At 57.8% G+C, this 13,580-nt stretch carries 11 protein-coding genes; 4 read left to right on the top strand and 7 right to left on the bottom strand.

What is annotated here, in order from left to right:
- The first annotated feature begins 51 nt into the window (after nucleotides 1-51).
- From BLQ12_RS19075 to tsaA, 4 genes are all read left to right on the top strand, one after another.
- Entirely contained in the window at nucleotides 52-693 is a 642-nt protein-coding gene (locus BLQ12_RS19075) for a pilus assembly PilX family protein (RefSeq protein ID WP_175469936.1), read from the top strand.
- Nucleotides 694-1,101: 408 nt separating this feature from the next.
- Entirely contained in the window at nucleotides 1,102-3,639 is a 2,538-nt protein-coding gene (locus BLQ12_RS19070; protein ID WP_139164038.1) for a pilus assembly protein, read from the top strand.
- A 12-nt stretch (nucleotides 3,640-3,651) separates the two neighbouring features.
- Nucleotides 3,652-4,005: a hypothetical protein gene (locus BLQ12_RS19065; protein WP_139164037.1), complete on the top strand. Its 354-nt coding sequence runs from the start codon at nucleotides 3,652-3,654 to the stop codon at nucleotides 4,003-4,005.
- Nucleotides 4,006-4,272: 267 nt separating this feature from the next.
- Nucleotides 4,273-4,815: a tRNA (N6-threonylcarbamoyladenosine(37)-N6)-methyltransferase TrmO gene (gene tsaA / locus BLQ12_RS19060; RefSeq protein ID WP_254782085.1), complete on the top strand. Its 543-nt coding sequence runs from the start codon at nucleotides 4,273-4,275 to the stop codon at nucleotides 4,813-4,815.
- Nucleotides 4,816-5,407: 592 nt separating this feature from the next.
- On the opposite strand, the gene BLQ12_RS19055 is transcribed toward tsaA, so the two are convergent.
- From BLQ12_RS19055 to BLQ12_RS19025, 7 genes are all read right to left on the bottom strand, one after another.
- Nucleotides 5,408-6,043 (bottom strand): ABC transporter ATP-binding protein, encoded by a 636-nt coding sequence (locus tag BLQ12_RS19055; RefSeq protein ID WP_092213053.1) that lies wholly within the window; start codon nucleotides 6,041-6,043, stop codon nucleotides 5,408-5,410.
- Nucleotides 6,040-6,807, bottom strand: a complete 768-nt coding sequence (locus tag BLQ12_RS19050) for an ABC transporter permease (RefSeq protein WP_092213051.1) — start codon at nucleotides 6,805-6,807, stop codon at nucleotides 6,040-6,042. Before BLQ12_RS19050 ends, BLQ12_RS19055 begins: the two co-directional genes overlap by 4 nt.
- Nucleotides 6,804-7,823, bottom strand: coding sequence for an ABC transporter substrate-binding protein (locus tag BLQ12_RS19045; RefSeq protein WP_092213049.1), 1,020 nt, complete (start codon nucleotides 7,821-7,823; stop codon nucleotides 6,804-6,806). The genes BLQ12_RS19050 and BLQ12_RS19045 overlap by 4 nt, the downstream gene beginning before the upstream one ends.
- Before the next feature lie 3 nt (nucleotides 7,824-7,826).
- Nucleotides 7,827-8,864, bottom strand: a complete 1,038-nt coding sequence (locus BLQ12_RS19040) for a class I SAM-dependent methyltransferase (RefSeq protein ID WP_092213047.1) — start codon at nucleotides 8,862-8,864, stop codon at nucleotides 7,827-7,829.
- 1 nt (nucleotide 8,865) lies between these two features.
- The gene (locus BLQ12_RS19035; protein ID WP_175469935.1) at nucleotides 8,866-10,947 is read right to left on the bottom strand and encodes a TonB-dependent receptor; all 2,082 of its coding nucleotides are present in this window, start codon (nucleotides 10,945-10,947) and stop codon (nucleotides 8,866-8,868) included.
- Nucleotides 10,944-12,086: a hypothetical protein gene (locus BLQ12_RS27100; protein ID WP_139164036.1), complete on the bottom strand. Its 1,143-nt coding sequence runs from the start codon at nucleotides 12,084-12,086 to the stop codon at nucleotides 10,944-10,946. The genes BLQ12_RS19035 and BLQ12_RS27100 overlap by 4 nt, the downstream gene beginning before the upstream one ends.
- A 97-nt stretch (nucleotides 12,087-12,183) precedes the next feature.
- The gene (locus BLQ12_RS19025) at nucleotides 12,184-13,497 is read right to left on the bottom strand and encodes an FAD-dependent oxidoreductase (protein ID WP_092213041.1); all 1,314 of its coding nucleotides are present in this window, start codon (nucleotides 13,495-13,497) and stop codon (nucleotides 12,184-12,186) included.
- Nucleotides 13,498-13,580: the final 83 nt, after the last annotated feature.

Here is a 13,580-nt window from a genome sequence, read left to right as displayed (position 1 = left end):
CTTCATAAAAGCGACATGGCGGCGGTTCTTTTTTCAATAAAGGAGACACGCATGAAACGGTTGGCTGAAAAGAGCAAAGGACGAAATGACGAGGGCAATGCGCTTTTGATTGTGATGGTGCTCCTTTTTCTGGTCACCATGATCGGGATCGCCTCCATGAACAACTCCGTGGTGGAGTTGCGCCTTGCAGGAAGCGACCGGGTGGTCAAGCGCAACTTTTATAATGCCGAAGCAGGGCTTTTCGAAGCGGTGGCCAATTTTGAGCGTATCTATGCCAATGAAGCCGATGCCGATGGGAACCGGCTCTACCCCCTGGACAGCGCGACCTTTCCGCTGCGGGACCGAGACCCGAAAAAAGGCGGGGTCTCCTTTGCCTCCCCGGTCCTTGACGGGGACGGAATCCCCGTGGCCTGGATCGAGGTGCGCGCCATTGTGCTGAAGGTTAACCGGGAAAGCAGCACTCTTTCGTCCGACGCCGACGAGGTGCCCTCCATCGCCCATATCGGGCCGGCACCTCCGGGATTTGACAAGGCCACCTACCGAACGCGGCGATACGCTGTGACGTCAACGGCCATCGATCCCACAACGTACGATGCGGCAAACCCCACGGATTCCCTTACCGGGCCCACGATCCAGTGTGGCGTGGATATTGGGGAAGAGTTTGACAAAGTGGTTCATCTGGTGGGGCTCTGATCCCAAAGGGAGGTTGGTATGCGTATTCGACACACATGGTGGCTGGTGACTCTGGTTCTCTTGATTTCAGGCCCGGCCCTGGCCGATGACACGGCCATTTATGGGACCCAGCCTGTGACCCTAGAGCCCAATGTGCTCATCATGTTTGATAATTCCGGGAGTATGTCTACGAAAGATGTACCTGCGGAACCTTATGACTCGGCAACGGTTTACAGTGGCGCTTACGAGACCCATGCCGTGTATCATAGAAAAAACCAAAACTGGAAAAAGCTGACAGATCATGTGGACAATATCGTTTGTGAACCAGTAAAAAACGATTTGAAAGAAAACGGTTTTGACAAGGATAATTTGCGCACAAAGGACCTGACATGCGGTGGTAATCAAAGAAGGATGCGAACCGGGAACTACATGAACTATGAGAATAGTTCCTTTTCGGAAAACCGGACCCGTTTGTCTGTGGCAAAAGAGGTGGTGACAGGTCTTTTGAGCGATGTCACGAACGTGCGTTTCGGGTTGATGGTGTTCCATTCCAGCCAGGGTGGGTACGTGAGGGATACGTGTGGAACGACCAACAGCACGATATCTTCTCATATTTCCGGACTGACAGCCGAAACCTGGACGCCTCTGGGGGAGACTCTGGCAGAGGCCGGGCTCTATTTTGCCGGAGCCACAAGTCATTTCAACAACGGTGTCGCCTACACCAGTCCCATCCAGCACAGTTGCCAGAAAAACTATGTTATCATCATCACCGACGGGCAGCCTACCAAGGATGACAACAGTATTCTTTACACGGCCAACTATTACGACAATAAAAAAATTGGGGATTACAACAACGACGGACGTGAACTTGATTCCGACGGCAACGTCAAATATCCCTATAGTTATAGTGGCACCGATTTTCTGGATGACGTGGCCGGGTTTTTATACGACACGGACATGCACGCCATGGGGGCAGGGACCTCCTTTGAAAAGCAGAACATCATCACCCACACCATCGGTTTCAAGCTGGACCATGATCTGCTCTCCCGCACGGCCATCCTGGGCGGGGGGAGCTACCACACGGCCAATACCGCTGACAGCCTCAAAGAGGCCTTTGATGACATCATCAGCACCATCGTGGAGGAGTCCACGGTGTTTGTGGCGCCAGTGGTGCCGGTGAACCGGGTGAAGCGCACCGCGGACGGGGGATTCATCTATCTGGCCTTTTTCAAGCCCCTTCAGATCGGAGAGTGGCTGGGCAACCTGAAAAAGTATGGCCTTGATTCGGTGGGTGATATCCTCGATTCTACTGGGGCCGCAGCGGTGAATGCCGACGGTACCATGAAGGACAACAGCCTCTCCTATTGGACCCAGTTGACCACGGATGGGGCGGATGTGACCAAAGGCGGGGCCGGAGAGCGGATCCAGACCCAGTCCAGCCGAAATGTCTACACCTACACCGGCACCAGCAACGACCTCACCGATGCCACCAATAGCTTTGTGGAGACCAACACCGCCATCGGTGTGGACACGGCCCTTATCACAGAGGTCCTGAACGGCATCAATGACTGGCCCATCGGCTCCATCATCCACTCCGAGCCCACGGTGGTACACTACTCTTCCTCTTCCACAATGATTTACTTCGGGTCCAATGACGGTCTGTTCCGGTGCATCAACGACGCCAATGGCGAGGAGGTCTGGGCTTTTGTGCCACCAGGTCAGCTGAATCGCCTCAACCTGCTCCAGGACAACAACAACGACTACTACGTGGACGGGCCTCCGGGGGTGGATTACGGGGTACGCCTTACGGGCACGGATCTTTTTACCCCGGAAACCGTGCTTGTGGGCGAGCGTCGGGGCGGATCAACATATTACGCCCTGAACATTACCAACTACAACACCCCGAGGTGGAAGTACGACATTGAGAATACGCATCTGGGGGCCGGGGCCGAGGTCCTGGGGCAGTCGTGGGGGACACCTGAGGTGCGAACCATTACGGTTTCCGGGGGTACCACGGAGGATGTGTTTATCCTTCCCGGCGGTTACGACAACCAGCAGGATTCGGATACGCCTGCCTCCACGGACAGCGTGGGACGTGCCCTGTTTGCCGTGGTTGCTTCATCCGGGGCCCTTACCCCCGTTAAGGTCCATGCCGGGAACTGGAGCAGTATGACCCATAGCATCGTGGATGTTTCGGCCGTGGATCACAACGCCGACGGCATCACAACCCGCATCTACGCCGGGGACATGGCCGGCCAGGTGTTTGTCCTTGCCGACGACGTTGCCATCATTGGTACCGGGGCAGACCGAATTGCCGAAGAGGTCGCACCGGCTGGTACCTGGTCGTACAAAAACCGCCTGTTCCGTAGCGGCCTGGGCAAGATCTTTTACGCGCCCGTGGCCTCGGACATTGAGGGTAGCATCGAGGTGCTCTATTTCGGCACCGGCAACCGGGCCGATCCCCTGGACACCACCGAGTCCAATCGGTTTTACGGCGTGTATAACCACTGGTTGGACACCGACCTGACGCCAGCAAACGATCTTCTCGATGTATCGGATCCCACAGGCTCCTACGACGAGGCCCTCAAGGCTACGAAGGGGTGGTACATGAACCTGACCAATCCGGGGGAAAAGGTTGTCTCCCAGGCCTTGGTGGATTCGGGTGTCGTCTATTTCACCACCTACACGCCTGTGGTGACGGGGGTTGCAGTGCCCATCGACGATCCGTGCGGAGGCACCGGTGCTCGCGGGACCGGTCGCCTCTATGCCGTGAGTATGCTGGACGCAACGCCTGTCACGGATTGGGGTAATTCCTCTTCGGGCAAGGTACGGTCGACGACTTTGCCTGCAGATCTGCCCATAGCCGTGCCCATCATCAAGAACCGTAAAATTTACGTGGGGGCCAAGAGCTGGGATTTGCCCGAAAACGATCGGGTGGAATACTTTTACTGGAAGCAGACCCGTTAGGAGGACTAACCGATGAAACGATTAATCCTGGCCGTTGTGTTCATGGTGTGGGCGATAGGATCGACTGCTTGGGCCGGAGAAATGTGGAGTGAGGAGGAGTACGAGGTCTTTGATTTTATCGAGATGCAGGCCCGGGTTCTGGAGGTGGCCGGGGACTGTTCCTGGGTGGTCGTGGGAGAGACTCGCTTTTATGTGGGAGCTGCGGTTTATGATGGCAACAGGGTCCAGACGACATGCCTGGATGCCAATGGGAACCCTTTGAAAAATGCCTGCCTTATTAAGGCCCGTGACCGTGTGTACGCCAAGGGAGTGATCCTTGAGGATCGAACCATCATGGCTGTGACCATCCGGAAGCGCGACCCGTAGTGGCGTTCTGCGCAGCAAAGTGATAGCTCATTACGGATAAGCAGCCGTCAACGATTTCTGTTTGTCCTTTCCCTTTTTACTTTTATGGGCCACCTGACATGACCGCCATACGGTCTGTCGCAGGGTGGCCCTTTTTTTTGTCTGTTGCATCTTTCTTTTCGGCGGTGGTATGGGTACTTGAAGATAACTTGTGAAGTATTGTGGAAGTTAAATGAGCCAAGCCGACATCCGGATATTTTTATGAACACGGGTGGGAGGAAAGAGACCATGCCGACTGAAACCAGCGCAACCCGGGATATGTACCTTACACCGGTGGGGGTTATCCGAAGCAGCTTGTCCAATCCGGAGCTTAAAGCCGGAGTAGACGGTATTGAACTGAAAAAAGGCGACGAAGACGTCAGGGCCCGTGTGAAGAAGATTGCCGACCTCGTGTCGGAGCTTGTCATCGACGATCGCTTCGACGGCATTCTGGAAGGCGTCGAGGAGTTTTCCCATGTCCTCGTTCTCTATTGGCCCCACCTGATCCCGGACGAGAGTCGCTCGGTTCTTCAGGTCCACCCCATGGGGCGAAAGGACTTCCCTTTGAAAGGGGTTTTTTCCACGTGCAGCCCGGCACGGCCCAATCCGGTCCTGGTGACGGCGGTGCGTCTTTTGTCCCGCGAGGGCAACGTCTTAAAGGTCCAGGGACTGGAAGCCGTGGACGGCAGTCCCATCATCGATATCAAGCCCTACATGACCCATTATTATCGTCCTGAAGGCGTGGAGATGGCAGGCTGGATGCAACGGGCCCTGGAGGAGGTGGAGGGGTAGGGATGGCCTCTGGAGTCCGAATGTCATGTGTCGCTCCAGAAGATTGAAGGGCATGGGATTGGCCGGATACTTTCGCGATTTTGAAGCGTCTGGCCACCCACATATGGAGCACAGAGAGCACCTCACCTTGCCGCCGGAGGCAGCCAGGTTAAAGACGCCTCCGGCGGCCCTGCCGGGGGGCAAACTTTTGAAAAGTTTGACAAACAGGTTTTGCTCAATTTAACAGAAACCTTCGCGGAAGCCCTCACCCTGAGGAACGAAGGGGGAGGGCTTTGGCAACCTGGGGTTCAGGGGATCATCCCCTGGCCGCCGGAGGCAGGTTTTCCCTGCCCACTTTAACCATAGAAGGCAGCCAAGTTAAAGCTGCCTCCGGCGGCCCTGCCGGGGGCTAAACTTTTGTCTGATTTTAGAACGACGGGTTTAATAAACAGGCTTTAAAAAGCAAATTCAGGCCAATCAAAATCAAAAGCGAATGTGATTTTCCCTGAGGAACGAGGGGGAAAGCGCATTCGCAACCTGCTTTCAAGGTGGCACACCTCGCCGCCGGAGGCCTTCTTCCATGCACTTTAACCATAGAAGGCTGCTTTTCCCTCTAACCCGCAAGGGGCAGTTGCCTCAGCGTATCCGGTGCGGCCAGGGTGTAGAGGGTATCGGCGGTGTGGATCATGTTGCCCACGTCATGGGTGACGTGGATGACGGTGGTCGCCTTTTTAGAAAGGGCATCTTCCAGATGTTCGCAGATGGCGTCCCGCAGGTCCGGGTCCAGGCCGGTGAAGGGCTCGTCCAGGAGGAGGAGGTCCGGTTCGATGGCCAGGGCACGGGCAATGGAGACCCGTTGTTTCATGCCCCCTGAGAGCTGGCTTGGGTAGTTGTGCTCAAAGCCTGAAAGGCCCATATCGGCAAGGCAGTTCATTCCGGCCTTTCGGGCCGCCTTCTTTTTTTCTCCCCTGGCGATGAGGGGGAGAATTACATTTTCCAGGGCGGTGTTCCAGGGCAGCAGGCGGGGCTCCTGGAAGACATACCCGGTTTTGCAGGTGTGGCGGATCACCCTGCCGGAGCTGGGGGTGACAAGGCCTGCGATGATTTTCAGAATGGTTGATTTTCCCGCACCGCTGGGCCCTGTCACGGCCATGCGCTGACCCTCCGGTATGGTCAGGTTGAGGTTTCGCAACACCTCCTGCTTTTTGAATACCATGTTCACATCGATGAGCTCAACAGCCGGCTTCATGATTCCCTCCACAGGTATTTCTCTTTTAACGGTTTCAACAGGAAAAATTCGATTCCCCCGACGATGGACATGCTGATCAGGGCCAGGGCGTATAGCTCCGGTGTGTCAAGGTTGGTCCGGGAGATGGCCAGGCAGTGACCGATGCCGTTGTTGGCGCCGAGGACCTCGGCCAGGACCACCACCCGGATTCCGTTTCCCACGGCAATGACCGCAGCCGAAAAAAAAGGGCCGGCAACGGTCATGGCATAGATGCGCCGAAGTTTCATGGCAAGGGGAAACCGGTAGATTTCGGCCATCTCCAGGAGGGACCTGTCCACCGAGCTCATGGCCTGGGAGACATTGACATAGACCACCGGCGCGATGGTGCAGGCCGTGATGCTGATCACCATCAGGTTCCCCATGCCGAACCAGAGCATGAAGACCACCACGATGACCACCCCGGGAATGGTCATGAGCATCCACCTGAGGGGTTCGATCATGAGCCTGAAGGGATCGAAGAATCCTGCCAGAAGGCCCAGGCTCCCTCCGACGAGGAGCCCGAACACCAGGGCCAGGGCCACCCGTTTGAGGCTCACGGCAAAGTGCCGGACGATAAAGGACGGGTCGCTCAACAGCTTGGCCGCGGCAGCAAGGGTGTCCAGGGGCGAGGCCACCACCAGGCCGGAGTAGTGGCGCGCCACAAGGTCCCAGGCCAGGATGAGCAGGAGGATGCCGGAGAGGCGTAGAACCAGGCGGGCGGTGTTCCCGTGGATGGTCCCCATCATTGCGTCACCAGAAAGAAGTCGTTTTCAGGCAGGCCGCCTCCGGTGGCTCTGGGCGCCTGCCTGGAGAGTTGATCAAGGAAAAATAGGGTGTCGGAAAAGGCCTGCGGGTCGCTGGTCACGTGGATGTCCACCCCGGGAAGGGTTCCGTTTTTTGACTGGGCGGCCAGGGCCGGAAAGCTGTTGTCCGCCATGGCCATTGCCTGTTCCGGGTGGGCCGCGATACGCTCGACGCCCCTGTCGTACTCCTCCAGGATGCGGCGGACCATGGCGGGGTTGTCCAAGGCGTCTCCAAACAGGGCAAAGCCGCTGACATACAGGGGCTTTCCGTCAAACTTCTTTTTCCAGAGCGTTCTTAAGTCCAGGTTCTTAGTAAGGAGCGGCGCCCCTTTGTCCGCCATCTCTTTGGATCGCATGACCGCCAGGGTGGCCGCCGGTTCGGCCAGGAGTGCGTGATGCCCCTTTCCAAGGATCAAAAGGTTCACCGCCTCCAGAGCGCCGCCGGTGTGGTGGCGGGTGATCTTCGGGGGCTCAGGGCCCAGAAGCGCGTTAAAGAGAAGCTCGGGCATCTCCTTGTGGCCGAAGGGAAAGAGGATCGTCCCCCCGAGGTCCTCCAGGCAGGTGCCTGCGGATTCCGCCGTGGAGATGATCCAAAGGGGCGTTTCAAAGAGGGCGGCCAGTTTGGTGTGGACCCCCTTGTGGTAAAAAAGGGAGGCCGATGCCGTGGTGACGATGGCTCCGTCCACCTGGCCCCCGGCGATCATGGCCCGGATCTGGTCGGGTGAGTGCCAGGGGGTAAATTGAACCGTCATGGCCGGGTCGTCAAAGGTCATGCCGGACATCATGGCAAAGGGGAGGCTTTCGGCCACCGGGGGTCCGGAGATTTTTATCACCGGGCGATTGGCGGCACAGGTGCGTCCCGGCCATGCGGCCGCCACACACAGGGCGGCCAGCATAAGGAACAGAAAACGTGATGAAAACACCCCGGGTCGCCCCGGGGTGCGTACAGCGTGCGTCATGGTTTATCCTCTCTGTTTCCGGGCAATGGTCAGCTCCACCTCGCCCACGGGAAGGGTCAGGGGAGAGGTCTCCACCGATTCAAACCCGGCGCTCCGCAGGTGCTCGGCGATCTCCCCTTTTTTAAATACATAGTTCTGGCCTTCAAGGGCCAGAGAGAGTCTGGAGAGCACCACATGCTCAGGGGCCGTCCCTTCGCCGGTGGTTCCCTCGTGGAGGCTGACAAAGACCCCGTCGTCGTTTAAGGCCGTGTGGAGGCGAGAGAAGAAGGCCGGGGCCTCTTTGACGTAGTAGAGGTTGTGACTGGCCCAGATGATGTCGTATCCGTCCCCGAACTCTGTGGTGTTGTAGTCTCCTTTGATGTAGGAGACCCGTGATGCCATTCCCTCTTTTTCCACCTCTTTTTCCGCCAGGCCGATGATGGCCGGCAGGTCAAAGAGAACCCCTTCCATGGCCGGGTGGCGTTTGAGGACCTCCATGCACATGAGGCCGGGGCCGCATCCGATGTCCATGATTTTTGATGCGGATTTGCATTCGGGCAGGGCATCGATGGTGTCGGCTGCAAGGGCGGCGATGCCGGCCCGCTGATACGGGGCCAAGTGCTTGACCGATGCCTGCCACTTGCTCTCGTCTGCGAGGCGGTCCTCTTTTTTTACAGGGGGAGGTCCGCCTTGGACCAGTGCCTCGATCTTGTGGATGTTCCGGTGCTGCATGCGGGACAGGTTGAGGACCATGTCCCCTAAATAGACGGGTCTCTCCGTGCGCAGGGAGGTCTCGGCAAAGGGCGAGTTGAGGTAGCTGCCTTCGTGCTTCACGGCCAGGCCGATGCCCGCCATGCTGTCCAGAAAATGGGTGAGGTTTGCAAGGTCCGTTTCACCGGGCAGGGCTGCTGCAATGTCTTCGGGGGTCGAGACCCTTGCCAGGATGTCTGCCATGCCCATCTCCACGGCCGCTTTGAGGACGGCCATGCGGACTGGGCCCTGGAGGGCTTCGAAGACGGGGGCCATGGGATTTTTACCGTTGGTATCGAATAAGGGGGTCATATTAAAGCCTCCAGTTGAGTGTCAGACCAAAGGTGAGGGGCTCGCCGTCTTCCACCATGGTGAATCCCTGCATGTTTTTGACTTTTTTGGTGGCGTACTCTTCGTCGAAGATATTTTTGCAGTAGACGGAGATGTCAAAACGTCCCAAGGCGTAGCCCATTTTAAGATTCACCAGGGCATAGCCGTCGTCTTTCAGGGTGTTGGCCGCATCAAAGTACTGTTTTCCTGCACCGGTGACATCGGCGATTCCGTAGAGGCCGTTGGTCATGTAGTAGGCCGCCCCGGCGTTCCAGGTGAACTCAGGGGCCCAGGGCAGGGAGTTGCCCGAGTAATCGAAGGGCATGCCCCCGGTGGTACCCTGCCAGGTGTCGATCTCCGTGTCGGAGAGTCCCACACCTGCAAAAACTTCCAGGTTGCCCAGGGGCAGGGCGGTGAGGTCCAATTCAACCCCCTGGCTGTGGGCCTTGCCGGCGTTGGAGAATTTCCAGATGCCTTGCCCTCCCCCAGGCACCTCTTCCCTGACCTGCTTGTCGTCGATGTCGATGTAAAACAGGGAAAAGTCGGCCTTGAGGCGTCGGTCAAAGAAGGTGGCCTTAAGGCCTGTTTCGTAGTTCACGGTGTATTCGGGGTCATAGCCGAAGGTCTCTTCGGAGTTTGCCGAAAAGTAGTTGAAGCCCCCGGCGAGCCAGCCCCGGGCACAGGTGGCGTAGGCCGTCAGGTTGTCGGCAATTTCGTATGAGGCCGAGGCCATGGGGAGCCATTCCGTTTCGGAGAGTTTTTCGTCGAAGGTCACGGGCCCCATGATGCTGGTGAAGGTCTGTGTACCTTCGGCCGTGGCGTGCTCCCCTCGCAGACCGCCGGTAAGTTTCAGCTTGTCCGTAAGCCGGTAGGTTGCCTGGCCGAAGATGGCGTAGCCGTCGTTTTCCGAGTCCGTCACTCGGTCTTTGGCCATGGCGGGGTTGACATGGTTCAATGCCATGGTGGTGTCCAGGTCCTCGGTGAACCCGAAGAGGCCCACCAGCCAGGAAAGCGGAGCTTCCCCTTCGGAAGCGATCCGGAATTCCTGGCTCCAGTTATCCTGGTCGATATCTAAGTCGGTCGTTCCCAGTTTAGCCGGGGTTCGGTCAAAATCGTGGGTAAACTCCCTTGTAAACTGGCGGTTGCTGGTGATGGATGTAAATTTGGCGTTGTCGGCTCGCCAGTTCATCTTGATGACTCCGCCCACCTCCTCTTCTTCGGCGCGGTCTTCTTCACTGGAACGGACCTTGTGTCTGTCCGAGGCCTGGGGGCCGTCTTCCAGGCGCAAGGTACTGATGCCCTTGTCCTGATCCAGGCCGTCCAGGGTTGCCACAAGCTCGAAACGTTCTCCGGGGGTCCAGCGGAGGGTTCCCCGGGCTGCGGTGGTCTCTTCGTCGGCCACGTCGTCTTTGCCCGTGACCTCATTTTCTATGAAACCGTCTGTTTTACGTCCTGTCACGGACAGCCCCAGGTAGAGGGTGTCTTTTACCACAGGGCCGCTCACCGAGGCTTCCCCGCACCAGGTGTTGTAGTTGCCGGCGGACAAGCCTGCCGTTGCCTTCAGTTTGTCTCCGGGCTCCTCCAGGACCACGTTGATGACCCCGGATTCACTGTTTCGTCCGTAGAGAGTGCCCTGGGGCCCTCGAAGAACTTCCACCCGTTTTACGTCGGTGAGCAGCTGATTCTGCATAAAGCTCAAGGGGTAGGAGACGTCGTTGATGTAAAGGCCCATGGGGCTGAACAGCGAGGTGTCGATGGTGGAGATACCCCGGGAGACAAAGGCGTCTCCGGAGGTCGTCTTTTTAAAGTAGACGTTGGGAATAAACAGGGTCAGCTCGGAGAGGTCCTTGATCTCATGATCCGTGATGAACTGACCGTCTTTGACCGAGATGCTCCCCGCAAAGTCATCCAGGGAGGATTCCCGTTTGCTCGCGGTGATGACCATGTCGTCCAGAGTGCGCTGGGACTCTTCGGATGCAGAGACAAAGGGCGTTGCCAACAGAACAACCATGCATGCTGCAAGGGCGCCCCGTTTCAGAGGGGCTGAATACGATGTTATCTTCACAAACATAACTCCTTTACCTTGGAGGACCGCCTGGTGAATGCATGGTGCCTTTCGGCATGCCGGAGCACCTGTTCTGTGGTGTCGGCCATGCATTGGTCCACCTTTTCAAAGTTCATATGGGGGATGTAGTATTGCTCCAGTTTGCCGTGGGTCTCTTTTGCGTGGATGAGGGTCTCCATGGCGGCGTCGATCATGGACGTGTAGCGGGTGTCATCTCCTTTCATTTCCATTTGTTTTGTTGCGATTCCCGATGTCAGAAAGGCGTTCAGGTCGTGCTCCTGTTCCCTGGGGTGGCCCGTGAGGGCGTCGGTTGAGATCACCACATCAATGGCCGGGATGATGACATGGCTGAGCCGGTGGTGGTCCAGGGGGTGATGGCAATATTCCACCTTGAGTCCCCGGGTCTTTGCCTTGGCCGCAATTCGCGTCAGCAGCGTGGATTTTCCGGTCCCCGGAGCTCCGTGGATCACAAAGAGCCGGGTGGCGGCGTCAACCACCGTGCCCATGAAACTGGCCTTACCCTGGGGGGTGATGGAGTTCATGAAGAGGTGTCTCTCCGGGCCGATGGTGTCGGCCAGGGGGTGGCCTGTGAAGAGGTCCGCGCAGAGGGCTTCATACAGGGCGTTAACCTTGGAAAAATCCTGATGCTCCGTGGACAGGTCCGCCTTGTTTTTTCGGATGAGGTGGGCCGCGGCCAGGAAGCGGTATGCCCTGCCGAAGTGCCGGTCGGATTCGGCGGTGATGGCCTGGATTTCCGCGCTGTGGCGCCGAATGCCCGCTTCGTCCCAGTAACGACCCAGGTTGATGATTTCGTCCACGGCCCCGGGGTGCCGGGGATCGAAGACGTGGTGACCGGTGGCGGCCGTCACCACCGCCTTGATTTCCGGGACGATGATGGCGTCTAAAGATTTCGCGTCCAGGGAGCAGTGCTGAAGTTCTACGGAAAAGCCCTGGTTGAGCATCTCGTCGGCGATCTGCGTCAGGAAGGTGGACTTGCCTGTGCCCGGGCCCCCCTTGATGATGGAGATCCTGGCGTCGGTAAGGTCATGGAAAAAATCAAAGAAGCAGTGAAATCCATGGGCGGAGTTGCAACCGAAAAAACTTTTACGTACGAGGTGTTTTTTTTGGGGTGCCGTCATGGGTCCATCCTTAGGTGTTTGTGGTTTCATCGTTCCCCGTGCTCTGGGACGGGGGGTGACATGGTATCTGTTCATTGCTTTGGTTGGTGTGCGCCGTTTAAGCCTGCATGGTCTGGAGGGGGCGCTCTTTTTTCTCATGGGCCGTCAAGAACACATGGTGGAGTCCGTGGGCCCGTACCCTGGATTCGACGGCCTTTGGGTCGGTGGTGTAAAGGCCGAGGCGCTTCAATCGTTTAAAGTAGTTTCCCCCGGAAAAGGTGTACCGGTCGTTGAGCCCTTCAAGGGTGGTGCTGGCAAGGTTTTCGTGCCGGATCAAATCCCCGATGGCAAGGCCGTCGGGCAGGGACAGCAGGGGGAGCCCCTTGGCCTGTTGCACGCCGTTCCAGCCGGCAAGGCTTCCCGTTGCCATGGCTTCGGTGTGCCCCACGAAGAGCCCCGCCTTTTCCCCAGCGCAAAAGAGGTTGGTGAGTCCCTGGGCCTTTAAGGCGTTGTCCCGGTGTGTTCGCGCCATGAACCGGACGGAGTTGGAGATACCGCCGGAAAACTCGTACATGGCCCGTTCAAGCCCTTTTATTTTTCTCAGTTTTTCAAGGGGGAAAAAGGGCATCATCATCTTGGCCCGTGCTCCGGTGTCCAGGAGGATGAGGTTTTGCTTGAATTCGGGGATCGCATACTGCTTGCAGGCCTTGAGTTTCAAGATGCCCTCATCCACGAGGTGCCTTTGCAGGGGCAGGATCGCCACCCCTTTTTCTGCGAGGCATTGCCGGATTTCCGGGCTGAGGGTCGCTTTGTTGAGTTCGCAGGAGCCGCTGAAGGACCCATAGGTCTCTCCATCCCGAAGTCCCACGCTCTCTTCGCATCCTGCCATGCGGCTGAGGCTGACCCGGGGGCCGAAGGAGGGGCACCGGAGCACGCACATGGTGCAGCCGTTGCCGTATCGGGCGCAATTGCCCATGGATCCGGCAGAGCCTGTGGTCTCAATGAAGGCATCCCCATGGATGGTGGTCCCGTCGGCCAGAGACACCGAACGGATAGAATCCGGTTCGTCCATGGATACCCCCACGGCCCGGGCCACAAAACGGATATCCACCCCTTTGTCGTAAAGCAGCTGCCTGACCGCCGGTTCCACGAGGGCTGTGTCGTAGAGATTCGCGTGCCGGTGGCCGGGGAAATCGATGTTGACGTGTCGCGACAAGGCATCGGTGAGGTCCACCAGCTCCGGAGCCCCCAGGCATTTCAGCTCTTCTGCGGCCGTGAACCGTCCGTTGTTTCGCATGATCCCCCCGGCCAGGCCGCATCCCAGGAGAAGGTCCGTCCGCTCCAGCAGTACCACCTCTGCACCTGCGTTTCGGGCTGCAATGGCCGCCGCGCATCCCGACCACCCTCCACCGATAATGACTACCTTGGGCATGATGTGATTCCTTTCTTATCGTGATGGACGCTCATGGACGTAATGAATGTGCCAGCCTCGCTCCGAGGTATCCCGGGACATGG

The sequence above is a fragment of the Desulfoluna spongiiphila genome (genome assembly GCF_900101345.1).
Taxonomy (GTDB): domain Bacteria; phylum Desulfobacterota; class Desulfobacteria; order Desulfobacterales; family Desulfolunaceae; genus Desulfoluna; species Desulfoluna spongiiphila.
The sequence above is the reverse complement of the archived record's forward strand: the minus strand, read 5'-3'. Positions and strand labels throughout refer to the sequence as shown.

What these genes read in the sequence shown, in the direction of transcription:
- BLQ12_RS19040 (WP_092213047.1), bottom strand. Translation starts at nt 8,864, where the DNA reads ATGACCCCCTTATTCGATACCAACGGTAAAAATCCCATGGCCCCCGTC.
- BLQ12_RS19045 (WP_092213049.1), bottom strand. Translation starts at nt 7,823, where the DNA reads ATGACGCACGCTGTACGCACCCCGGGGCGACCCGGGGTGTTTTCATCA.
- BLQ12_RS19075 (WP_175469936.1), top strand. Translation starts at nt 52, where the DNA reads ATGAAACGGTTGGCTGAAAAGAGCAAAGGACGAAATGACGAGGGCAAT.
- BLQ12_RS19065 (WP_139164037.1), top strand. Translation starts at nt 3,652, where the DNA reads ATGAAACGATTAATCCTGGCCGTTGTGTTCATGGTGTGGGCGATAGGA.
- BLQ12_RS27100 (WP_139164036.1), bottom strand. Translation starts at nt 12,086, where the DNA reads ATGACGGCACCCCAAAAAAAACACCTCGTACGTAAAAGTTTTTTCGGT.
- tsaA (WP_254782085.1), top strand. Translation starts at nt 4,273, where the DNA reads ATGCCGACTGAAACCAGCGCAACCCGGGATATGTACCTTACACCGGTG.
- BLQ12_RS19070 (WP_139164038.1), top strand. Translation starts at nt 1,102, where the DNA reads ATGAACTATGAGAATAGTTCCTTTTCGGAAAACCGGACCCGTTTGTCT.
- BLQ12_RS19055 (WP_092213053.1), bottom strand. Translation starts at nt 6,043, where the DNA reads ATGAAGCCGGCTGTTGAGCTCATCGATGTGAACATGGTATTCAAAAAG.
- BLQ12_RS19025 (WP_092213041.1), bottom strand. Translation starts at nt 13,497, where the DNA reads ATGCCCAAGGTAGTCATTATCGGTGGAGGGTGGTCGGGATGCGCGGCG.
- BLQ12_RS19050 (WP_092213051.1), bottom strand. Translation starts at nt 6,807, where the DNA reads ATGATGGGGACCATCCACGGGAACACCGCCCGCCTGGTTCTACGCCTC.